This is a genomic window from Rhodospirillaceae bacterium, from assembly GCA_016712715.1.
Taxonomy (GTDB): Bacteria; Pseudomonadota; Alphaproteobacteria; order Dongiales; family Dongiaceae; genus Dongia.
Genome location: JADJQM010000001.1, coordinates 896962 through 919773 on the forward strand (window position 1 = coordinate 896962; position 22812 = coordinate 919773).

23 protein-coding genes are annotated in these 22812 nt (G+C 60.4%); 5 read left to right on the forward strand and 18 right to left on the reverse strand.

The window, feature by feature from the left end; all coding sequences use genetic code 11:
- Positions 1 to 2: 2 nt before the first annotated feature.
- From IPK59_04540 to IPK59_04575, 8 genes are all read right to left on the reverse strand, one after another.
- Positions 3 to 680 carry a protein-L-isoaspartate(D-aspartate) O-methyltransferase gene (locus IPK59_04540; protein MBK8158065.1) on the reverse strand — a complete coding sequence of 226 codons (678 nt, stop codon included), beginning with the start codon at positions 678 to 680 and terminating at the stop codon, positions 3 to 5.
- Positions 677 to 1534: a 5'/3'-nucleotidase SurE gene (gene surE, locus IPK59_04545; GenBank protein ID MBK8158066.1), complete on the reverse strand. Its 858-nt coding sequence runs from the start codon at positions 1532 to 1534 to the stop codon at positions 677 to 679. The genes IPK59_04540 and surE overlap by 4 nt, the downstream gene beginning before the upstream one ends.
- Positions 1527 to 2804 carry a serine--tRNA ligase gene (serS, locus tag IPK59_04550; GenBank protein MBK8158067.1) on the reverse strand — a complete coding sequence of 426 codons (1278 nt, stop codon included), beginning with the start codon at positions 2802 to 2804 and terminating at the stop codon, positions 1527 to 1529. Before serS ends, surE begins: the two co-directional genes overlap by 8 nt.
- 95 nt (positions 2805 to 2899) lie before the next feature.
- Complete coding sequence (gene tatC / locus IPK59_04555) at positions 2900 to 4222, reverse strand: twin-arginine translocase subunit TatC (protein ID MBK8158068.1); 1323 nt, start codon at positions 4220 to 4222, stop codon at positions 2900 to 2902.
- A 53-nt stretch (positions 4223 to 4275) separates the two neighbouring features.
- The gene (gene tatA / locus IPK59_04560) at positions 4276 to 4479 is read right to left on the reverse strand and encodes a twin-arginine translocase TatA/TatE family subunit (GenBank protein ID MBK8158069.1); all 204 of its coding nucleotides are present in this window, start codon (positions 4477 to 4479) and stop codon (positions 4276 to 4278) included.
- Positions 4480 to 4591: 112 nt separating this feature from the next.
- Positions 4592 to 5737, reverse strand: a complete 1146-nt coding sequence (locus IPK59_04565; GenBank protein ID MBK8158070.1) for an ABC transporter ATP-binding protein — start codon at positions 5735 to 5737, stop codon at positions 4592 to 4594.
- Positions 5734 to 7413, reverse strand: a complete 1680-nt coding sequence (locus tag IPK59_04570) for an iron ABC transporter permease (GenBank protein ID MBK8158071.1) — start codon at positions 7411 to 7413, stop codon at positions 5734 to 5736. Before IPK59_04570 ends, IPK59_04565 begins: the two co-directional genes overlap by 4 nt.
- A 215-nt stretch (positions 7414 to 7628) precedes the next feature.
- A complete protein-coding gene (locus IPK59_04575; protein ID MBK8158072.1) occupies positions 7629 to 8609 on the reverse strand; it encodes a hypothetical protein in 981 nt (326 codons plus the stop codon).
- 565 nt (positions 8610 to 9174) lie between these two features.
- Here IPK59_04575 and IPK59_04580 point away from each other — a divergent pair.
- The 3 genes from IPK59_04580 (at position 9175) to IPK59_04590 (ending at position 11161) form a co-directional block, all read left to right on the forward strand.
- Complete coding sequence (locus tag IPK59_04580; protein MBK8158073.1) at positions 9175 to 9507, forward strand: hypothetical protein; 333 nt, start codon at positions 9175 to 9177, stop codon at positions 9505 to 9507.
- Positions 9508 to 9627: 120 nt separating this feature from the next.
- The gene (locus tag IPK59_04585) at positions 9628 to 10548 is read left to right on the forward strand and encodes a class I fructose-bisphosphate aldolase (GenBank protein ID MBK8158074.1); all 921 of its coding nucleotides are present in this window, start codon (positions 9628 to 9630) and stop codon (positions 10546 to 10548) included.
- Positions 10532 to 11161 carry a thiamine phosphate synthase gene (locus tag IPK59_04590; GenBank protein ID MBK8158075.1) on the forward strand — a complete coding sequence of 210 codons (630 nt, stop codon included), beginning with the start codon at positions 10532 to 10534 and terminating at the stop codon, positions 11159 to 11161. The genes IPK59_04585 and IPK59_04590 overlap by 17 nt, the downstream gene beginning before the upstream one ends.
- Before the next feature lie 12 nt (positions 11162 to 11173).
- Here IPK59_04590 and IPK59_04595 read toward each other — a convergent pair whose 3' ends face one another.
- The 4 genes from IPK59_04595 to IPK59_04610 form a co-directional block, all read right to left on the reverse strand.
- Positions 11174 to 11902, reverse strand: coding sequence for an amino acid ABC transporter ATP-binding protein (locus IPK59_04595; GenBank protein MBK8158076.1), 729 nt, complete (start codon positions 11900 to 11902; stop codon positions 11174 to 11176).
- 85 nt (positions 11903 to 11987) lie between these two features.
- Complete coding sequence (locus tag IPK59_04600) at positions 11988 to 13124, reverse strand: amino acid ABC transporter permease (protein MBK8158077.1); 1137 nt, start codon at positions 13122 to 13124, stop codon at positions 11988 to 11990.
- 16 nt (positions 13125 to 13140) lie between these two features.
- Complete coding sequence (locus tag IPK59_04605) at positions 13141 to 14355, reverse strand: ABC transporter permease subunit (GenBank protein ID MBK8158078.1); 1215 nt, start codon at positions 14353 to 14355, stop codon at positions 13141 to 13143.
- A gap of 86 nt (positions 14356 to 14441) precedes the next feature.
- Positions 14442 to 15479, reverse strand: coding sequence for an amino acid ABC transporter substrate-binding protein (locus IPK59_04610; protein ID MBK8158079.1), 1038 nt, complete (start codon positions 15477 to 15479; stop codon positions 14442 to 14444).
- Positions 15480 to 15748: 269 nt separating this feature from the next.
- On the opposite strand from IPK59_04610, the gene metC reads away from it, so the two are divergent.
- The gene (metC, locus tag IPK59_04615; GenBank protein ID MBK8158080.1) at positions 15749 to 16918 is read left to right on the forward strand and encodes a cystathionine beta-lyase; all 1170 of its coding nucleotides are present in this window, start codon (positions 15749 to 15751) and stop codon (positions 16916 to 16918) included.
- 74 nt (positions 16919 to 16992) lie between these two features.
- Here the strand turns inward: metC and rpsD are convergent, their stop codons facing one another.
- The 5 genes from rpsD to IPK59_04640 form a co-directional block, all read right to left on the reverse strand.
- The gene (gene rpsD / locus IPK59_04620) at positions 16993 to 17607 is read right to left on the reverse strand and encodes a 30S ribosomal protein S4 (GenBank protein MBK8158081.1); all 615 of its coding nucleotides are present in this window, start codon (positions 17605 to 17607) and stop codon (positions 16993 to 16995) included.
- A 189-nt stretch (positions 17608 to 17796) separates the two neighbouring features.
- A complete protein-coding gene (locus IPK59_04625; protein MBK8158082.1) occupies positions 17797 to 18864 on the reverse strand; it encodes an exo-alpha-sialidase in 1068 nt (355 codons plus the stop codon).
- Positions 18865 to 18879: 15 nt separating this feature from the next.
- Positions 18880 to 19149, reverse strand: a complete 270-nt coding sequence (locus IPK59_04630; GenBank protein ID MBK8158083.1) for a MoaD/ThiS family protein — start codon at positions 19147 to 19149, stop codon at positions 18880 to 18882.
- A 46-nt stretch (positions 19150 to 19195) separates the two neighbouring features.
- Positions 19196 to 19930 (reverse strand): RNA methyltransferase, encoded by a 735-nt coding sequence (locus tag IPK59_04635; GenBank protein MBK8158084.1) that lies wholly within the window; start codon positions 19928 to 19930, stop codon positions 19196 to 19198.
- Positions 19927 to 21519 carry a citramalate synthase gene (locus tag IPK59_04640; GenBank protein ID MBK8158085.1) on the reverse strand — a complete coding sequence of 531 codons (1593 nt, stop codon included), beginning with the start codon at positions 21517 to 21519 and terminating at the stop codon, positions 19927 to 19929. Before IPK59_04640 ends, IPK59_04635 begins: the two co-directional genes overlap by 4 nt.
- A 134-nt stretch (positions 21520 to 21653) precedes the next feature.
- On the opposite strand from IPK59_04640, the gene IPK59_04645 reads away from it, so the two are divergent.
- Complete coding sequence (locus IPK59_04645; GenBank protein MBK8158086.1) at positions 21654 to 22286, forward strand: LysE family translocator; 633 nt, start codon at positions 21654 to 21656, stop codon at positions 22284 to 22286.
- Between the two features lie 2 nt (positions 22287 to 22288).
- Here IPK59_04645 and IPK59_04650 read toward each other — a convergent pair whose 3' ends face one another.
- Positions 22289 to 22768, reverse strand: a complete 480-nt coding sequence (locus IPK59_04650; GenBank protein MBK8158087.1) for a PAS domain-containing protein — start codon at positions 22766 to 22768, stop codon at positions 22289 to 22291.
- Positions 22769 to 22812: the final 44 nt, after the last annotated feature.

Here is a 22812-nt window from a genome sequence, read left to right on the forward strand (position 1 = left end):
AGTCAATTCTCCATCCGTCGCGGTACCGGGCGCCCTTCTCCCTCCGGCAAGGCGCCGCCGACGAGCGGCACAAACCGAACATCAGCAATCATCTTTGCCGTAAGACTCCCATCCTCCGCCTTGGTGAGCTTGACCAGCATCTGGTCGCCGCGCTCTGGCCCGACGGGAATGACGAGGATACCGCCCACAGCCAACTGCTCGACCAACGCCTCGGGTACTTCAGCGGCGGCCGCCGTCACGATGATGCGATCGAAGGGCGCCTGCTCGCGCCATCCGCGCGACCCATCACTGCAGCGACTGGTGATGTTGTGGAGGCGCAAATGATGAAAGCGATGCTCGGCCTCGGCCAGCAGCGATTTGTACCGTTCGATGGTATATAGCCGGCGGCAGAGCTTCGAGAGCACAGCGGCCTGGTAACCTGAACCCGTACCGATTTCCAGCACCTTGTGCGTCTTCTTGACCTCGAGCGCCTCGGTCATCTGCGCAACGATCTGCGGCTGGCTGATCGTCTGGCCATGGCTGATCGGCAGCGCCTGGTCTTCATAGGCCTGATCATGGAAGCTATCGAGAACAAAAAGTTCGCGCGGTATCCGTTCGATCGCGTTGAGGACGTTGGTATCGGTCAGTCCCGCCCGCCGCAAGTTCATGATCATGCGGATCTTGCGCGCGTGCAGGCTCATCGAGGCAGGCCGTCCGTCTTAGCTGTCTGCTTCTTGGCCGACCGTTTGGCTGCGGGCTTCTTCTTCACTGAGACCTTTTCGAACAAACCATCCATCCGGCGCAACATCGCCGCATGGGTCAGGTCGAAATGAAGCGGTGTTACCGACACGGCCCGTGTGAGGATGATGCCGAGGTCGGTTTCCGGATGCTCAGGCTCGTCGGTCGGAAAATCGCCGATCCAGGTCACTTCTCGCTCGAACGGATCGCGGGCATGCACCACTTCGACATGGGACATGCGGCGGCCCTGACGGCCGACCTCGATGCCGGTCACGTCCTTGGGGGCAACTCCCGGGAAGTTGACACTCATCAGCACACCCTTGGGCCAGGGCAGCGATACGAGCTTGCGGATGACCTGCGGCGCAAAGGCCGCAGCTGTTTCCCAGTGCAGCTTGTCCTTCACACGCACCTGGCTGAAGGCAATGGCCGGGATTCCCAGCATTGCCCCTTCCATCGCTGCGGCGACGGTACCGGAGTACAGCACGTCTTCACCCAGATTGGCGCCGCGATTGACCCCCGACAGCACAATATCGGGGCGCCGACCCGTGATGATGTGGTTGACGGCAATCAGGGTGCAGTCACTTGGTGTGCCGGAGACGGCAAACTTGCGTGGATTGATCTTGTTGATCTGCAGTGGCCGGCGCAGGGTCAACGAATGTGACGCACCGCTATGCTCACTTTCCGGCGCGATAACCCAGACATCGGACGACAGGGCCTTGGCGATGCGCTCAAGGACCTTGAGGCCCGGCGCGTGAATGCCGTCGTCATTGGTGACGAGGATGCGGGCGCGTTTGAGATCGAAGGGCAATTTAAGCATGGGGGCGTATGACCTCGACACCGTTCATATAGGGACGCAGGGCCATCGGGATGACGACTGAACCGTCTTCCTGTTGGTAGTTTTCGAGCACAGCGATCAAGGCGCGGCCGACCGCGACGCCCGACCCATTGAGCGTATGGACGAAGCGCGTTCCCTTCTCGCTCGGCTTGCGGCAGCGCGCTTTCATGCGGCGCGCCTGGAACTCACCGCAATTGGACACGCTCGAAATCTCCCGGTACATGCCCTGGCCCGGCAACCAGACTTCGATGTCGTGAGTTTTCTGAGCCGAGAAGCCCATATCGCCGGTTGACAATGTCACGACACGATAGGGTAGATCCAGTTTGGCCAGAACATTCTCGGCGCATTTGGTCATGCGCTGGTGCTCGGCGTCCGAGTCATCCGGATGCGCGATCGACACCATCTCGACCTTGAAGAATTGATGCTGGCGGATCATACCGCGCGTATCGCGCCCGGCGGCACCCGCTTCGGAACGGAAGCAGGGTGTGAGGGCAGTAAAGCGGAGTGGCAGCTTGCCTTCGTCGACAATCTCGTCCGCCACCATGTTGGTGAGCGGTACTTCCGATGTCGGGATCAGATAGAGACCCTGTTCGGTCTTGAAGAGATCCTCGGCAAATTTCGGAAGGTTGCCGGTGCCGTAGAGCGACAAGTCGCGCACCAGGAACGGAGGATTGACCTCGGTATAGCCGTGCTCGCCGGTATGAAGGTCGAGCATGAACTGGCCAAGGGCGCGCTCCAATCTGGCAAGCGCTCCCTTCAGCACCACAAAGCGGGCGCCGGAGATCTTTGCCGCGGCCGTGAAGTCCATCAACCCGAGGCCTTCACCAATTTCAAAATGCTGCTTCGGCGAAAAGGCGAAATTTCGCCGGTGGCCGATCTCGCGTTCGACCCGATTGGCCTTCTCGTCGGCACCCTCGGGCACGTCCTGGGCCGGCAGGTTCGGCTGCTGTGCCAGCAGGGCTTCAAGCTCTTCGGCCGCCTTCAGCTCTTCCGCCTCGGCCGCCACCATGCGGTCCTTGAGGCTGGCGACCTCGGCCATGACAGCGGCGGCGTCGCCGCCCTTGGCCTTCAACTGGCCAACCTGCTTGGAGAGGTCGTTCCGCTTGGCCTGCATTTCCTGCCAGGCTGTCTGCGTGGCCCGTCGCCTGGAATCGAGCGCAATGACGGTCTCTGCCAACGGCGGCAAACCGCGCCGCGACCGGCCCGCGTCGAACGCCGTGGGATTGTCACGAATCCATTTAGGGTCAAACATTTAGCGGTCGAGCTCCAAATCCCCCGATTCGGCTCAACTTATAGGACGGAACCCGGGTTCGGTCAAAGCTCGGATCGGAAAATCACAAAGATCAATCAGGCCGGTTTGACGTCCGTACCGGGCTCCTCATCATTCTCTTTTGCCTCCGCTTCAGCCCGCTTCTTTTCGACCAGCTGGGCGAGCAAAATCGACACCTCGTAGAGCAGCAGCATAGGTATCGCGAGGGAGAACATGCTGAAGAGATCGGGCGGCGTCACGACCGCTGCCACCACCACGACACCGACGATCGCATAGCGACGCTTATCCTTCAGGCTCTGTGCGCTGATGATGCCGACTTTGGCGAGCAATGTCAGCAGGACAGGCAGTTCAAAGCAGAAGCCGAAGGCGAAGATCAGCTTCATGACCAGGTCAATATAGTCCGAGACCTTGGCCTCGAGCTGGATCGGCAAGGAACCGGCCTCAGCATTGCCGGCCTGCTCAAAGCCGAGGAAGAAGCGCCAGGCGAATGGCATCAAGACGTAATAGAGGAAGGCCGCACCCACCGCGAACATGACCGGCGTCGCAATCAGGAATGGGAGGAACGCCTGCTTTTCGTTCTTGTACAGACCCGGGGCAATGAACGCCCAGATCTGGGAGGCTATCACCGGAAACGAGACACAGAGTGCGCCAAATGCCGCGACCTTGACCTGGGTAAAGAAGACCTCGGTCAGGTCCGTGTAGATGAACCGACGATCCTCGCCCAATTCCTGGAGAATGCTGGCCAGAGGTTCGGCCAGGAAATCAAAAATATCCTGGGCAAAATAGAAGCAGGCGAAGAACGCCAGAATGAAGCCGATCGCCGCATAAAGGAGACGTGACCGTAACTCGACAAGGTGTTCGAGCAACGGCATCTTCTTGTCTTCTTCGGCGCCGCTCATTCGCAGATACTCATACTGAAAGGCTTTATCGGATTTGCTGTCATCGGCCGGCAAGGAATCGGTGCTTGTTAGAACCGGCGCCTCGGTCGTCTGACTGGGTACTGACGTCGGCGTCTCGGAACCGACCAACCCGGGGAACGGCGGCAAGTTATCCGCCCGTTCCGGTACCGCCGCTGCAGCTGCCGGCGCGGAGAGTGCCGTCTTGGCTTCTTCAACCGAGGCGTTGACCGTTTTCTTGAGTTCGCCGCCGGGATCGATTTCCTTTTCGATCCTCTGCTTGATCGAGTTGGCGGTCAGCTTTTGCAGCTCCCTCTTGGCATCATCAAGTTCGGCTTCGCGAACGATCTCATTTACGCCGCTTTGAAACTCGTTGCCGAGCTTGCGAGCAGCGCGCATCCAATGCGAAATCGACTTCAACGCGTGCGGCAATTCCTTCGGTCCGAGTACGACCAAGATGATGACGGCGATCGCCGCCATCTCGCTCCAGCCGACATCGAACATAAAGCACTACCCTTCAAGCGTCGCCACAACGAGCCACAAGTTCAAAACAGAGATCAGCTGCGATCGACGATCTTTTCGTCCGCTTTTGCCGCCGTCGTGTCCTGGGGTGTTTCCGATTCGCTCTTGATGCCCTTTTTGAAGGCATTGATGCCCTTGGCAAAGTCACCCATCAGCGCCGGAATCTTGCCCTTGCCGCCAAAAATCACGAGGACGACAATCAAAACGACGACCCAATGCCACCACGCTCCAAGTCCCATGACGGGAAACTCCTCAACTAACGACCTCTCCGGCGGTGGGCGCCGGACCCGGGCGGACTATGGCAAATCCGCCGCCTCGCTACAATAGCCAGTCACTATCATTTAGGCTTCGCTAACCTGCTGACAAGTCCGGAATTTCCGTGCTCGCTCGACGATATTGATCATCACCCGCGCGGCTCTCCGGAAAGATCAGCGCATCCGCGGGATCGAGTTGCAGGAGGATCTGGCTGCCGGGTTCCGGCAACAGGCGGCCGGCATGACGCACCCGCAGGGTTAACGACCGATTTTCGCCGCTTGCAAGTCTGACCACCAATAGTTTGCTGCTACCCAGGAAACGCACTTCCTCGACCGTTGCTGGAACGATCCAGCCGCTGGGATCCACGCCACCTGCCCCAACAAGGTGGATGCTCTCCGGCCGGAGCAGTATCTGGACGACGGCGCCTTCGGCATAACCTGGCGCTGGCAAGTCCCCAAGCGGGCACTGCACCATACCACCATGGACCACTCCACCAAGATCATTGGTTGCGGTAAAGAAACGAGCGACGAACGGACTGACCGGGCGGTGGTAGATGGCATCCGGCGACCCGCTTTGGACCACCCGTCCAGCCTGCATCAGATAGATCCGATCGGCCATGAACATGGCTTCTTCCGGATCATGGGTCACCATCAGCGTCGCGGTCCCGCTCCGCTTGAGGACATGCAGAGTATCATCGCGGATCTGTTCGCGGAGCCTCGCATCGAGGCCCGAGAACGGCTCGTCGAGGAGCAGGATGGCAGGTTGAGGGGCTAGCGCCCGCGCCAAGGCGATACGTTGCTGCTGCCCCCCCGAAAGGGCGTGCGGATAGGCATCCGCATAGTCGGCCATGTCGACCTGGCCCAGTACTTCGGCGATCCGCACCGCACGTTGGCTTGCGTCCAGCCGCGCAAGGCCAAAGGCCACGTTACGTGCCACGGTCAGATGCGGAAACAGTGCGAAATCCTGAAATACCAGGCCGACACCACGCCGTTCCGGCGGCAGGCTTTGGCCCAACGCGCCATCCGCGACCAACTGGTCCTGCATGGCAACGCGGCCCTGCTGCACCGTCTCCAACCCAGCGGCGAGGCGCAGGATGGTGGACTTGCCACAACCTGATGGACCTAACAGGCAGATGACCTCGCCCTCGTCCACATGCAGCGAGACATGGTCTACCGCCCTGACATCGCCGAAGTCATGGCTGAGATCAAAAAGCTCCAGAGAGCGGTTTGGCCGACCGTTCATGCGTAGTGCTTCGTCATGTCCGACCTGCCGGCATCTTCCACGAAATTGCTTTGGCCGGGGCGCGCGACGGCACTGGCTCGCGCCATCAGATAGACCGGGATGATGCCGACCGCAACCATTGCCAAGGCCGGGCCGGCCGCCTCCGCCAGGCGTTCGTCACTGGCGAGGTTGTAGGTCGTCGTCGCCAGCGTGTCGAAATTGAATGGCCGCAGGACCAGAGTTGCCGGCAGCTCCTTCAGCACGTCGACGAAGACAACGATTCCAGCCGTCAGCAGGCTGCCGCGCATGATGGGAAGATGTACGTCTGTAAGCGTTTGAAATGGCGTCCGTCCCAACGACCGGGCCGCAAAATCCATCGAGCGCGTCACCTTGCCAAGACTGGCCTCCACGACATTCAGGCTGACCGTCAAGAAACGCACCAGATAGGCGAATGTGATCGCAACCAAGGTTCCGCTCAGGATCAGACCCGGCGACACGCCGATCGTGGCTTTGGCCCAGGCATTGAGCGTGTGATCGATGGCGGCGAAAGGCAGCAGGATGCCGATTGCCAGTACTGGCCCCGGAATGGCGTAGCCAAGGCTGGCAACCCGGACAGCCCATCGTGTCGGTCGGGTCGGATGCAGGCGCAAGGCGTAGGCAAGGATCGAAGCAAGGCAGATTGCCAGCAAGGCAGCAAACCCTGCCATGAAGAAACTGTTGCGAATGAGGATCAGAAATTTCTCGCCGGCCCAGGCATCAATGTTCGCGACCGCCCAGTAGAGCAGCACTGAGGCTGGCAACAGAAATCCGAAGGTAACTGGTATCAAGCAGCCGATGATGGCGCCCAGGGCGCGGCTTCCGGTCAGCTGGTAGCGGGGCAGCGGGCGATAACGTGTGGTTGAATGGGCAAAGCTGCGCCGCCCCCGCGACCAGCGCTCAAAGCCAAGCAGGATGAACACAAAAACCAGCAGCAAGGCAGCGAGCTGCGCGCCAGCCGCAGCATCACCCATCCCGCGCCAGACGCGGTAAATGCCGGTCGCCAACGTATCGACGCCGAAATACTGCACGGTGCCGAAATCGTTGAGCGCTTCCATCAGGGCCAGGGCGACACCGGCCACCAGTGCCGGGCGTGCCAGCGGCAGTGCCACACGCCAGAAGCCACGCCAGGGCGAGCAACCCAAGGTACGACTGACTTCAAGCACACAGGCTGATTGCTCCAAGAAGGCAGCGCGCGCGAGCAGATAGACATAGGGATAGAGCACCAGTACCAGCATGACGATGGCGCCGGGCAGTGACCGGATATCCGGAATCCAGCGCAATCCACCTTGCAGGCCGAGGATTTCGCGCAGGGCCGTCTGTGCTGGTCCCGCATAGTCCAGCAGCCCCGTATAAGTGTAGGCAATGACATAAGCGGGCATCGCCATCGGCAGGAGCAGTGCCCAGTCAAACAGGCGCCGGCCGGGAAATCGGCAAAGGGTCACCATCCATGCCGCCGGCACGCCGATCAGCAGAACACCCAGCCCCACTCCAAGCACCAAAAGGATCGAGTTGGCGATGTAACTAGGCAGAACCGTTTCAGCGAGGTGACTCCAAATCACGCCCCTGGGGGCCAAGACATTGGAGAACACGACCAGGATCGGAAAGGCGACGGCAAAGGCGATCATCCAGGCCAGAATGTTCCAGATCTGCGGTCGCATGAGGCGGGAGGTTGGTTGGCGCCCCGGCGCATCGGCTCTAGTGTCTGTCGTAGCCAAGGGACCAACTCTCGCGCAACGCAACGCCCAGTCCCGCTGACACGGTTCGGCGTCGCTTGATGATCAAGCGAAAACGATATTGCGAGTTATTCTGAATAGCAAGGAAACCCGCCATTGCGGGATGCGACATATTCCGCCATCGGCCCGGCAACACCGCGCTAAGGGCAGTTTTCACCCTCACAAACGGCAGCCGGGGCCGGTTCCTGGGTTACGGCAGGAGCCGGTTCCGGTGCCGGCTCAGGAGCCATGGCTGGGCCCGGCTCGGGCACGAAGACGGGTTCCGGCGCTGAAACAGGCTCAACGACTTGGGTCGGCTCGACCACAGGTTCAACCGCCGGGAGGGGGTCCGGCAGCAAAACCTGGGTTTCCGGGACCGGATCCAGGGTATGCGGCGGTAGGACTTCATTTTCCGCCGACGCGGCAAGAGATTGTGGCAGGTCGACCAGCTCGCTGGCCGCCGTTGGAACCGGATCCTGCGTGTCCGGTGCGTTTGCAGGCACGGCAAGGGGCGCCGGCTGGTTCTGCTGATTGGCAAGGTCGAGCCCTGCCTGCTGCCCCAGATAGAGTGTCGTCAGATTGACGTTAGGCCCGCCATTGTCACTGCAGATCCGGGTCGTTCGATTACAGGCGACGCCGGCCTGCGGCGAGAACATGTCGGCATTGGTCCAGGCGCCGACGCGCCTGGTGTCATCCTTACTGAAATATTTGCGCGTCAGGGTGGCATTAAGCCCCCCGCTGTCGGAACAGGACTGGCTGCGGCGATCGCAAACCACGCCCTGCTGTGGCGCGAAGATAAACACCTGTTCGCCGTAACGCTTGGCGCCGTACTTGGCGGATTTCGACCCCAGATACTTCTGGGTTTCAAAATAGTCGACCCCATATCGGTCATAACAGATCTTCCGGGAGCGATCGCAGGTCAGGCCCTTTTCAGGCGAAAACCGATTGGCCCCGCCATAGCCTGAATTGAACCCATAGGGAGAGCTCCAGGGTGTCGCCCCATAACCATAGGGTGATGCCGCACCATAGGCGTAGGGCGATGCGCCCACGACATGACCAGACGACGCCGTCATGGGGCCAGCATAATTCGGCGAACAGGCGCCGAGCAGCAATCCGGCAAAGGCTGTTATCCAACGACGCATGACAATCTTTCCTTGGCGACAATCGGTGGATGCCGTCCCGTGGATATCGATATCTCACGTCGCCCCACCCTTCGCCAGACCGCCGACGGGGCAGGCCGATCACTTCATCGCGAGCAGCGGAGGCCTGCAGGGCCGGTTGTCGCAGGCCCTACCATCACCCTTGCCGAGGGGGTATGCTTAAATTATGTATCTTACATACACCTTAATTAGGCATATGAAATGTCTGTTTCAGACGCAGCGAGTGGGCACGACGCCCTCCCGACCGAGGCACAAATCGAAGATCTGGTCGCGACCTTTTACGGGCATATCCGCGAGGACCCGGAACTGGGACCTATTTTCGGGCGGGTTTCCCGGCGCATATCAAAATCACCGAAATTGAGCCCCGCCATTTCGCGCGCTGGCTGGAGCTCTTCAAGGCGACGGCCCACGACCTCTTTGCCCCGCCACTCGCGAACGCCTTCATTGAACGCGCCAATCGCATTGCGGAGAGCTTCAAGCTCGCCTTTGCCTTCCACGCACCTGACCCGAAAGTCTGGGTCCCCAACATGCCACCGCTTGTTCAACCATGATCAAGCGTGTTGCCACCCTCGCGGAGGCGGCCGCGGCGTTGCAGGCATGCGAAGCTGAGGAACTGGAGCTTTGGTCCCCTGAAAACGCTGCCGAGATTCAGGGAGTAATGTGGTTCGTGATGCTGCAGCGGGCGTTGAACAGTGCTTTTCCCGACCGCCAGCCTAGATTGGTGCTGGATTGCGGCAATCGCGGCGACCTGGCCGTCGAAGCATTTCGCAATGGGCTGAAGGACGTAGCCCTCGCGGCCTCGCCCGGAGTCACGGCAAAGGTCGCCGACGTGGCCCTGAGTTGTGGCGGCAGGATTATCCAAAATCCGATCTATCCGTGACTTAAGCGTTGCCACAGTCCGCACGGATTGAACTGGCGGCAGAATCTGGCTATGAACCAGCCCCGATCCAACTATTCCTTGGCAGCATCCTTGCCAGACCGGCTTTCGGGAGCTAAGTGCATGAAAACGACCCAAAAAGTTCGTAAAATCCTCTCCAACTACGAATCCGACAATCCTGGTACCAAAGGCAACCTCGCACGCATCCTGATGACGGGCCGTCTGGGTGGTTCCGGTCGCCTGGTCATCCTCCCTGTGGACCAGGGGTTCGAACATGGCCCGGCGCGCAGCTTTGCGCCGAACCCGGCGGCCTATGATCCCCACTATCATTTTGAACTCGCAATCGAGGCCGGCCTCTCGGCCTATGCCGCCCCACTCGGCATGATCGAAGCCGGCGCGGATACCTTTGCCGGCCAGATTCCGACCATTCTCAAGGTCAACAGCTCGAACAGCCTTGCGACACTGAAGGACCAGGCGATCACCGGCTCGGTCAATGACGCGCTGCGCCTCGGCTGCTCGGCCATCGGTTTCACCATCTATCCGGGCTCGGACTTCGCGTTCGAGATGATGGAAGAAATCCGCGAAATGTCGGAAGAAGCCAAGGCCGCTGGCCTTGCCGTCGTGGTCTGGTCCTATCCGCGCGGCGACGGCATCAGCAAGGATGGCGAGACCGCCATGGACATCTGCGCATACGCCGCCCACATGGCCGCCCTCCTCGGCGCCCACATCATCAAGGTGAAGCCTCCGACGGCCTTCCTTCAGCAGGGCGAGGCGAAGAAGGTCTACGAGAAGGAAAAGATCGACATCGCCACCATGGCGGCGCGCATTCGTCACGTCACGCAAGCCTGTTTCAATGGCAAGCGCATCGTGGTGTTCTCGGGCGGTGCCTCAAAGGGCCTCGACGGCCTCTATGACGAAGTCCGCGGCATCCGCGATGGCGGTGGCAACGGCTCGATCATCGGCCGCAACACCTTCCAGCGCCCGCGCGAAGAAGCGCTGAAGATGCTCGACACTATCATCAAGATCTATCAGGGCAAGGAATAAGGCGATCTCTGCCGAAACCCCGACCTGCCGGCTCTACCTCACGACGCCGCCCGAGCTCGTCTCGGGCGGCGTAAGTGTCACGGCATTTGCCGAACAGTTGAATTCCGTCATTGCAGCCGCCGATGTCGCATGTTTGCGCATCGCCGGGCATGATCCGGCACGTGTCATGACAGTCGCCAAGGCTGTGCTGACCGTGGCTCAGGAGAGCGGCGTGGCTGTCCTCCTCGATGATCCGGAATTGGCCCTGAAGTTGCGCGCCGACGGTGTGCATCTCCAAAATGCCGGGGAATATACGAAAGTCCGGCGCAATGTCGGTAGCGACAGTATCGTCGGCGTGGCCTGCCCGCTCGAACGTCATACCGCAATGGAGGTCGGCGAGGCCGGCGCCGACTATGTGATGTTCAGCGTCGCCGCCGATCGTCACGATGACGCGGTGGACCTAATATCCTGGTGGACCGAAATCATGACGGTGCCGAGCGTCGTTGCCGGGCCGCTCACACCAGTAACTGCCGCGCAGTTTATCGCAGCGGGTGCTGACTTCCTCGCCCCGGATGCTGCCATCTGGTCGGCCGCCGATCCTGTTGCCGCGATCGCAGCCCTGCTGAAAGCCTGATCAGTCTTTGCCTCAGTGATGCAGGATCTGGCTGAGGAAAAGCTTGGTCCGGTCTGATTTCGGGTTGTTGAAGAACTCTTCGGGCTCGTTCTGCTCGATGATCTCGCCCTTGTCCATGAAGATGACCCGGTTCGCCACCGTGCGGGCAAAGCCCATCTCGTGGGTGACGCAGATCATCGTCATGCCGGAGCGCGCCAACTCGATCATCACGTCGAGCACTTCCTTGATCATCTCGGGATCAAGTGCCGAGGTGGGCTCGTCGAACAGCATGACCTTGGGGCTCATGCAGAGCGAACGCGCAATCGCCACGCGCTGCTGCTGGCCGCCCGAGAGCTGCCCCGGAAACTTGTTGGCCTGTTCCGGAATCTTCACGCGCTTGAGGTAGTGCATCGCCACCTCCTCCGCTTCCTTCTTCGGTACCTTTTTCACCCAGATCGGCGCCAGGGTCAGGTTCTCGAGCACGGTCAGGTGCGGAAACAGGTTGAAATGCTGGAACACCATGCCGACCTCGCGGCGCACCTTTTCGATGTTCTTGAGGTCATGGGTGAGTTCGATGCCGTCCACGACGATGCGGCCGCGCTGATGTTCCTCCAGGCGGTTGATGCAGCGGATCAGTGTCGACTTGCCGGAGCCCGACGGGCCGCAGATGACGATCCGCTCGCCCTTCAAGACGGTGAGGTCGATGTCCTTGAGGACATGGAACTGGCCATACCATTTGTTGACACCGGTGAGGCCGATCATGACCTCGTCGCTGATCGCCATTTCGGTGCCGGACGGATTACCCTGTGGCGGATTGGCTTGTGCTTGTGTGCTCATGTCTAGCCCCTCAGCGCTTGTGGCCGGTGTGAAGTTTGCGTTCGATGCGCATGCTGTAGCGCGACATCGCAAAACAGAAGACCCAATAGACGAAGGCGCAGAAGACATAGCCTTCGATCTCGGTACCGATCCAGTTGGAATCCCTGGAACCGGCGCGGACGATATTGAGGAAGTCATAGAGGCCAACGATGGCCACCAGGGTCGTGTCTTGCGTCAGGCTGATGAAGTTGTTCACGATACCCGGAATGGCAACACGCAGCGCCTGCGGCATGATGATGAGGCGCATCATCGACCAATAGCCGAGCCCCATCGCCATGGCGCCCTCATATTGCCCTTTAGGCAATGCCTGGAGACCGCCGCGGATCACTTCGGCCATATAGGCTGAAGCAAAGAGCGTCACACCAATGAGGACGCGCAGCAGGATATTGAAGTCGACACCCTGCGGCAGGAACAGCGGCAGCATGACGTTTGCCATGAAGAGGATCGTGATCAACGGAACGCCACGGGCAAACTCGATGAACAGCACGCAGAGCAAATGAACGATCGGCAATTGTGATCGCCGGCCAAGCGCCAGCAGGATGCCGATCGGCAGGGAGAATACGATGCCGATACCGGCCAGCGTCAGGGTCAGCATGAAGCCACCCCATTGCTGGGTCGGTACGACCGGCAGCCCGAGACCGCCATAAAGCAGGAAAAACGCAATGAACGGGAAGATCGCGAAGAAGAACCAGGCAATGGGTTTCTTGTGCTTGATGCGCTCGGACAGCAGGCCATAGATCGAGCCAACCAGCATGATGAGCACCAGATTTACACGCCAACGCTCCGCATCCGGATAGAAGCCATAGAAGAACTGACCGAAGCGCGCACGCACGAAGATCCAGCAGGCCCCCCCCGATGTACAGTCCGAAAACTCCGGTGCCTTTTCGCCAAGTTCGACGGCCGGCAGGAACTGCCAGTCGGCATTAATGAATGCCCAGGAGATGAACGGTGGCAGGATAAGGTAGACGAGGTAGATGGCAAACAGCGTCAGCAGCGTATCCCACCAACTTGAGAACAGGTTGTGCCTCAGCCAGCCGATGACACCGGACTCGGTGACCGGCGGCGGAAGGTCCGGGCGGGTGCCGGGGACGACGGGATTATCGGTCATGTCAGTCATGTCGCCCTCACCGTTCCACGAGCGCGGCGCGCTTGTTGTAGACGTTCATGATGGTCGAAATGATGAGACTGATGGTGAGGTAGAATACCATCAGGATGATGACGCATTCGACCGCGCGGCCCGTCTGGTTCTGCGAGGTCCCGATGACGGCAAAGAGGTCCGCGTACCCGATGAACCCGGCCAGGGTCGAGTTCTTCACGACATTGAGGTATTGGCTGATCATCGGCGGAATGATGACCCGCAAGGCCTGGGGCAATACGACGAGCCGCAAGGTCCAGCTTGATTTCAACCCGAGCGCATGGGCTGCTTCCGACTGGCCGTGGCTCACGGAGTTGATGCCGGCCCGCACGATTTCGGCAACGTAGGCCGCCGTGCTGATACCGATGCCGATGATAAGCGCCGTCATTTCCGGTTGAACCGTGAGGCCGCCTTTGAAGTTGAAGGCGCCCTTGATCGGGAATTCCCAGCCAATCGGATCGTGCAGCAGGATAAACACGAAGGATGGGAGCAGGATGATCACCGCTGTATTGACGATCACTGTCGGAAATTGCTGTCCCGTCGCCATCTGCCGCTTGCGCGCCCAGCGCGCAATAGCGATCGCCAGCACGATGCAGACGGCGATGGACATGAAGAACCAGCCCACTCCTTCCTGGAAGATGGGCATCGGCAGAAACAGTCCCTTGATGTTCAGGAAGAACATCTCGAACAGACTGATACTGTCCTTGGGCTTGGGCAGTGCCGTCAGCACGCCGCCATACCAGAACACCAGTTGCAGCAGCAGCGGGATGTTGCGAATGATCTCGATATAGGTCGCGGCAATATGCGAGATCAGCCAGTTCTTGGAGAGACGGGCAATGCCCACGATCAGGCCCAGGAACGTGGCGATGATCCCAGCGAAGAACGCCGCAATGAGCGTGTTGAGGGCGCCGGCGAGGATCAGTCGGCCAATCGGAGAATCGAGAGTCAGTGGGATCAGCGAGAAACTCAGCTGAAAGCCGGCTACATCCTGAAGGAAGTAGAGACTTAAGGGCGGCGCGCCGCTCAGTTCCTGCTTGATGAGAAAATTGCGCAGCAGAAACCAGAAGAAACCAGCCAGCAAAGCGATGACGACGACCTGGGCGAGGATGCCGCGCTTTCGTTCGTCACGCCAGAAGGCAACTGCTTGAGGTGCCACCAGATTGGCGGCTGCGCCTGATTCAGACGCCCCTTTGGCCAAAGCCATACCCACGCCTCCCCGATCGGGTCGCGTTAAGATAAAGACCCGCGCCCGGCGATTATGCCGGACGCGGGTGATCGAAGATCAATGGCTCAGTTGAACGGCGGTGCGTATTGCAGGCCGCCTTTGTTCCAAAGGGCGTTGAGACCACGCTCAAGGCCGATGTTCGTCTTCGGGCCGATATTGCGGTCGAAGATCTCGCCGTAATTGCCCACGGCCTTGATGACGTCCTGGGCCCAGGTAATGGTCAGGCCCATGCCTTCACCAAGATTGCCGGTGATGCCCAGCATGCGCTGGGTTTCCGGATCGGCGCTGGCATTGTCGGCACCGTTCGCAGCGATCACTTCGCCGAGATTGGCTTGTGTGATGCCCTTTTCTTCGGCGACCAGCGTTGCATAGTGCGTCCAGCGGACGACATCGCCCCATTGGTTGTCACCATGACGGACGACCGGGCCAAGCGGCTCCTTGGAGATGATTTCCGGCAGGATGATGTTGTTTGCCGGGTCCTTCAACGCGGTACGCTCGCCGGCAAGACCGGAAGCGTCGGTGGTGTAGGCGTCGCAACGACCTTCGTCATAGGCCGCACGGGCCTGGTCGTTTTCCTTGAACTTGACCGGCTCGAAGCCGAGGCCGTTGGCCTTGTCAAAGTCGCCCATGTTCTTTTCCGTCGTAGTGCCTTCCTGCACACAGACCGTGGCACCCTTGAGCTCAAGCGCGCTCTTCACGCCGGTGTCCTTGTGAACCATGAAGCCCTGGCCGTCATAATAGTTGACGGTGACGAAATCCATTTTGAGTTCCGTGTCTCGCTTCAGGGTCCAGGTCGAATTGCGCGCCAGGACGTCCACTTCACCCGAGGTCAGTGCGGTAAAGCGTTGTTCGGCCGACAGTGGCTTGTACTCAACCTTGGTCGCATCGCCAAAGACGGCGGCGGCAATGCCTTTGCACAGGTCGATGTCGAGGCCGGCCCATTCGCCCTTGTCGTTGGGCGCGCCGAAACCAGCGAGGCCCGTCGTCACGCCGCAGAGCAATTTGCCACGCGCCTTCACGTCGTCAAGTGTCCCTGCCTGGGCGGCCGTGGCCATCCCAGCCAACAGCGCCACGCCGGCAACGACATACTTAAGATGCTTCATTTTATTGTCCTTCCCTGGAGTTCTTCTTCATTCATCACTGATCTCGCCAATGCCCCATTTGCGGGTGCAGTTCCCAGAGACGAAAGCAGCTTGAATTTTCTGTAACACAAGGAATTTTCCCTCACAAGCTTCCTGACCATCTGGGAAGGCAAGCATGGCGGCGACGGGTAGATGATTTAGCCGCCGGCACTCGTGGACGCCGGGCTAGGAACTGAGCCCTGAGGGTGCTAAATGCAATGAACGTTAACTTCAGCACATCGGAACGGCCCATGAAACGGCGCGATCGTACGCTTATTACACATACCGGCAACAACCCGAAAGCCAACAAGGGTATCGTTAATCCGCCCGTCTACCATGCTTCCACGGTCCTGTTCGACAACGTCGCCGACATGCGCGCCCGCGGCCGTGACAAGTTCAATAACGTCTATTATGGGCGTTATGGCACCCCGACCACCTTCGCCCTTGAGGAGACCGTGGCGGCGCTGGAGGAAGCCGACCGGGCGGTTGCCGTCCCGTCCGGCATGGGCGCCATCGCCGGGGCGCTGCTTAGTTTTGTCGGCGTCGGCGATCACGTGCTGATGGTCGACAGCGTCTATGAACCGACCCGCTTCTTCTGCGACAGCCAACTGAAGAAATTCGGTGTCGAGACGACCTATTACGACCCGCTCATCGGCGCCGGCATCGCCGACCTCATCCGACCCAATACTAAAGTCGTATATCTGGAGAGTCCCGGCTCCCACACGTTCGAGATCCAGGACGTGCCGGCGATATCCGCAGCCGCCCATGCAAAGGGCTGCGTCGTCATCATGGACAATACCTGGGCGAGCCCGCTCTATTTCAAACCCTATCGCCACGGCGTCGATCTGGTGGTCCACGCCGCGACGAAATATCTGGTTGGCCATTCTGACGTGATGATGGGAATCATCACCATGCGCGAAGAGTTCTTCAAGCAGGTGAAGACCCAAGTTCACGGCATGGGCTTTGCTGTCGGTGGTGACGATTGCTATTTGGCACTCCGCGGCATCCGCACCTTGTCGGCGCGTCTCGCTCAGCATCAGGAAGGCGCCCTCATCCTGGCAAAATGGCTGCAGGGCCGACCGGAAGTGGAGCGTGTGCTGCATCCGGCCCTGCCGGATCATCCCGGTCATCAGCTGTGGAAGCGTGATTTCCTGGGCTCAACCGGCCTCTTCGGCGTCGTGCTGAAACCGGCGGCAGAGGAACGGGTGAATGCCATGATTGATGGAATGGAGCTGTTCGGGCTTGGCTTTTCCTGGGGCGGCTATGAAAGCCTGATCGTGCCCTCGGCACTCACCACCGCGCGGACGGCCACGAAATGGGAGGCAGCCGGACCGACCGTTCGCCTTCATGCCGGTCTCGAGGATCCGCAGGATCTCATAGAAGATCTCGCCAGTGGCCTCGACCGGCTCCGTGGCAACTGAATGGGTGGCAATTGAAAACGAAAAGGGCCGGTCCACTGGACCGGCCCTTTGACGTTCGGGATCGTTTGCGCGGATTAGCGCGAGTAGTATTCGACCACCAGATGCGGCTCCATGCTGACCGGGTACGGCACATCGCCCAGCGCCGGGACGCGCACGAACTTCGCGGTCATCTTCTTGTGGTCAACTTCGAGATAGTCCGGCGTGTCGCGTTCGGACGACTGCGCGGCGCCAACCACCAGGGTCAGCTGTTTGGCACGGTCACGCACCTCGACGACATCGCCATCGGAGAGCTTGTAGGAACCGATGTTGACGCGCTTGCCGTTCACCAGGACATGGCCATGGTTGACGAACTGGCGGGCGGCGAACACGGTCGGCACGAACTTCGCGCGGTAGACGACGGTCTCGAGACGACGCTCGAGGAGGCCGATCAAATTTTCGGAGGTGTCGCCACGGCGACGGACAGCCTCTTGATAGAGCTTGCGGAACTGGCGCTCGCCGATCGAGCCGTAATAGCCCTTCAGGCGCTGCTTCGCCATCAACTGGATGCCGTAATCGGTCGGCTTCTTGCGGCGCTGGCCGTGCTGGCCCGGACCATATTCACGGTCGTTGATCGGGCTCTTGGGGCGGCCCCAGAGGTTGACGCCCAAACGGCGGTCAATTTTGTGCTTGGCTTCAATACGCTTCGACATAGGTTACCTTCTCGTTTTTTCACGACGTTGTTCATGTCCCGGCTGTCCGACCCGGTAAAAACCGGCGGCTGGGCATGCCTCATGGGCAGTCCGGCGCGGGAGCGGGCGGAATATAACCGCTAAATCAACCCAGTCAAGCATTGTGGACGCGGCAACTGGCGCCGCTAACATGCTGCAATATATGAACAATTACTCAAGCATGCGGACGCAATAGACCGGTGGCAGGTGCCCGGACAGCAATTGCCATCCTTCTCCGCCGTCAAAACTTGTCCACAGGTTGCCGGTTGTCGATCCGAAAGCCAGCCAATCTCCACTGCGATCCACGTCCATGGCATGGCGCAGGACCAGGTCGAAGGCAGGTTCAACCGGCAGGCCCTTTGTGATCTGCCGGAAGCTCTTGCCGCCATCCGTGGTCTTGGTCACGCAGAAGACCTCATCCTTCGGCAGTCGGTACTCGTCCTTCTCGCCCGGCACGAACCAGGCCGTCAGCGGGTCCTTTGGATGAACCGCCACCGCAAAGCCGAACGCCTTCGAGATCTCCTGCCAAGTCTCGCCACCATTGGCCGAGGTAAAGACCGCGTTGTGGTGCTGGATGTAGAGGCGGTCCGGTTGAGACAGCGACCGTCGCATCTGATGGACGTCCTGCACGTTTGGATTTTCGGCCTGGTCCGGCGGCATGTAGGCAGCCCACAGCCCCTTTGACGTATTGCGCCAGGACTTGCCGCCATCGGCCGTCTGCCACACGCCGCCTGCGGAGATCGAGACCGCCATGTTGCGGCTGTCATTGGGATGAATGGCCATGGAACTCAGCGCTGGCGTATCATTGCCGGCCCCACCCCATTCCGACCGCTGCGGCAGGGCCATGAACGGCTCGTTCATTTCCCAGCTCATGCCCTTGTCGTCAGAGCGAAAAATGCCGGCCGGCACCGTGCCCGCCCAGATGGTCCCCGGCATGTCACTGCCGGCAGCCTCGAGTGCCCAGATGTTCAAGACCGCCGGCGCATCTTTCGCGTCGGATTTTGGGAAGGCCGGCGGGGTCACCTCTTGCCAGGTAGCGCCACTGTCGTCGGAGCGCTGCAGCTTCGGGCCAAAATGACCGTAATCGAGTGCCGCATAGAGACTGCCATCGCGGCGGTCCTGCATCACCATGCTGACGGGCGTACCGCGAAAACGAACGCCATCATAACGCCAACCATCGACGTCGGCGACGTAGAGGATCAATCCCTTGCGCGACCCGATCGCCAGTTTTCGTGCCATGAACGCCCCCCTCCCTCAACCGCCAGAAAGTGCCTGCATCACATAGATATCGTCATCCGCAGCCAGTACCTGCGCAGACCAGTTTGCTGGCGACAGGCGTGACCCGTTCAGAAAGATCACGACATGTCGGCGCAGCCGGTTCTGCTCATCAACGACATAGCTTCTGAGTTTTGGCGCTTGTGCGAAAACCTGGTCGAGGGCATCGCCGAGGGTATCAGCCGCAACCACAGTGGCACCGGGCGGTGCAACCTTGCGCAGATGGGCGGTAAAGGAAATCCTCGCCAAGTCGCCTCGCCGGCGCCGCCTGGCGCATCGCTGAGAAACAAGCCGGCTATTTTCGCGGCACGCGCAGGGTTGTCAACTCCTTGACGACGCCATGAAGCGTGCGCACTTCCTGCTCGGTCAAACCCGCCCGGCCCCACATGTTTCGGAGATTTCGCACCATGGTCGGGCGAGCCGCTTCGTTGCGCAGGAAGCCGCAGGCATCCAGCTCCCGCTCGAAATGGGCAAAGAAGGCGTAGATCTGATCCTTGGTCGCCGGCTCCGCACCATTGGTCGCCAACTGCTGCGGCGGCGTCGCGTCGCCCGCCTGGAACCATTCATAGCCCACCAGCAACACAGCCTGCGCCAAATTGAGGCTGGTAAAGTCGGGGTTGAGCGGCACCGTCAATTGTGCATCCGACAGAGACACATCGTCATTGAGGAGACCCATGCGCTCGGCCCCGAACATGAAGCCGACCTTGCCACCCGCGGCAATCTTCTCGCGCGCTTCGGTCGCGGCAAAGCGCGCGGTGACGACCGGCTTCACCATATCCCGGTCGCGGGCCGAGGTGGCGTAGACATATGTAAGGTCCGCCAGCGCATCTTCTGTGCGCTCGAACAGCTTGACCGGCTCCATCTTCTCGAACGCGCCGACCGCTGCGCGCTCCGCCTTCACATTCGGCCAGCCATCACGTGGTCCGACAAGACGAAGGTCGGTCAACCCGCAATTCAGCATGGCGCGCGCGGCTGTTCCGATATTCTCGCCCATCTGCGGCGTGATGAGGATGATTGCTGGCGTGCTCAACGGGCACCGGATTTCAGCAGCTTCCAGGTGATCGCGTCATTGAGTGCCTCGAAGGACGCATCAATGATGTTGGGAGACACACCGACCGTCGTCCAGCGTTCGCCAGCGTCATCGGCGCTTTCGATCATGACGCGGGTGATGGCCTCGGTGCCAGCCTGCGGGGTCAGGATACGGACCTTGAAATCCACCAGACGCATGTCGGCAAGACCCGGATAGTGCGGCAGCAACGCCTTGCGCAGGGCGGTGTCGAGGGCATTCACCGGGCCGTTGCCGGTCGCCACGGTCATCAGTTGATCGCCATCGATATCGAGCGTTACGGTCGCTTCGGATTCCGTTTCCAGCTCTCCGCGCACGTTCCAGCGCCGCTCATCCATGACGCGAAAGCGCGCGAGCTTGAAGAAGGTCGGCACCGATCCCAGGGCACGGCGCGCCAGCAGCTCGAACGAGGCCTCGGCGCCGTCATAAGCATAGCCGTCATACTCACGCAGCTTCACCGTCTCGACCAGTGCGCCCACCTTGCCGTCATCGGCGTCGACGTCGAGGCCGATCTCGCGGAAACGCGCCAGGATATTGGCGCGGCCGGACTGGTCCGACACCACGATATGGCGCCGGTTACCGACCAGTTGTGGCTCGATATGTTCGTAGGTCCTCGGGTCCTTCTCTACCGCCGAGACATGCAACCCGCCTTTGTGCGCAAAGGCGCTTTCGCCGACATAGGCGGCACTGCGATTGGGCGCGCGGTTGAGCCGCTCGTCCAGCAGGCGCGAAACATGTGTCAGCTGCTTGAGGTCCTGATCGGTCAAGCCGACCTTGAAATCAGACTTGAGCATCAAGGACGGGATCAACGAGATCAGGTTCGCATTACCGCAGCGCTCGCCCAAGCCATTCAATGTGCCCTGCACCTGTCGCACGCCGGCGCGGATGGCCGCCAATGAGTTGGCGACCGCGTTCTCGGTATCGTTATGACAGTGGATGCCGAGATTGATTCCCGGCACTTTGGCGGTCACCTCGCCCACAATGCGTTCGATTTCATGCGGCAGCGTCCCGCCATTGGTGTCGCACAGCACCACCCAACGCGCGCCGGCCTTGTAGGCCGAGATCGCGCAGTCGAGGGCATATTGCGGATTGGCCTTGTAGCCGTCGAAAAAATGCTCGGCATCGAACATGACCTCGCCACAGCGACCCTTGGCGTGCTCGATACTCTCGACGATCATGTCGATGTTTTCGGTCCGGCTGATGCCGAGCGCCACATCGACATGAAAATCCCAGCTCTTGCCGACCATACAGACGGCCGCCGTCTTGGCATTGAGCAAGGCCGTCAGGCCCGGATCATTGGACGCAGAGCGACCAGGCCGACGCGTCATGCCGAAAGCCACGAACTTCGCCCGCTTGAAACTGGGCGGCGCGCCAAAGAATGCGTCGTCGGTCGGGTTGGCGCCGGGCCAGCCGCCCTCGACATAGTCGACGCCGATCCGGTCCAAAGCCAGCGCGATCGCCAGCTTGTCATTGACGCTGAAATCGACGCCCTGCGTCTGCGCGCCATCGCGCAGCGTGCTGTCGAATAGATATACCCGCTTGTCGTCAGTCATACTTGTGGGGCCATGATTTTATGAGGCTTTTCCAGCCGTTTGTCGTCCGTTGACCGGCTATTCAGCACATGCGACTTTGGCGGTCAAGCAGCGCCGCCGACATAAAATTGCCAACCCATTGGAATGAGGGCGAAATGCCGGATCTCGCCACCCTGTGGCCCTTCTTCATCGCCGCGCTGGCACTCAACCTGACACCCGGTGCTGACATGACCTATGTCATCGCCCGGACCGCGACACAGGGACGCGCCGCCGGCATTGCCGCCAGTTTCGGCATCGCGGGCGGCAGCGTGATCCACACCTGCCTCGCAGCCTTCGGCGTCTCTGCCATCCTTGCCCATTCGGAAGCGGCCTTCGTCACGGTGAAGGCAGTCGGTGCGGCCTATCTTCTCTATCTCGCCTGGAAGGCACTGATGTCGAGCGGCAGTAGCACGGGTGCGGCGAAGGCCTTGCCCCCGGATTCCCTGTGGCGCCTGTTCTGGGAAGGTGTCTTGACCAATGTCCTCAACCCCAAGGTGGCCCTGTTCATCCTGGCCTTCCTGCCGCAATTTGTCGATCCCGCCGCCGGCCCGGTCTGGCTGCAGATCCTGTTTCTGGGTACCCTATTCAACATCAGCGGCACGACAGTGAACTGCATTGTCACTCTGTCGACAGCGATGGCGGCTGGATTGCTGGGGGGGTCAGCAGGCATCGGTCGCTGGCTAAATCGCCTCTCGGCCCTGGTGTTCATCGGCCTCGCCATCCGACTGGCGCTGACCGAGCGTCGCTAGAATTACGGCAACGCAAACATCTGCTCGATATCCTGGTAGATGAGGATTTTATCGACCGTTTGATCGTCGCTGGAGAGAGGCAGGAACAGCGTTCCTACTTCGCGGCCATAGCCGGAACGAGACGGCGTCACGTCATAGTCGAAGACAATCGACTTCTCGTCGATGGCGATCCGGTAATTCTCGAGCACCTCATCCCGGGCATTGCCATAGAGGCCTTCCTGCACCGGTCTGCCCGTCGGATCGAAGCCTCGATGCTCGCACACGGCGGTCCCAACCACGCGGTAGGTAATGCTGCGTGGCCGATTGCCAATGTCGACCAGAACCAGGCCCGGAAGCCAGGGCTTCATTTCAGCGGGATCGATGTCAGCGCGGCGGGGCAGCTTTCGGCCGCGCTTCTTGCTGCCCCAGTAGCGGTAGATGGCCGCCGTCCGGACCGAACAGATTTTCAAGAACTCTTCCGACACCAGGCGCTGATACGTCATATCAGCCTCGCCTGCTCTACCGTGTTTACGCCCGGCAATACGTC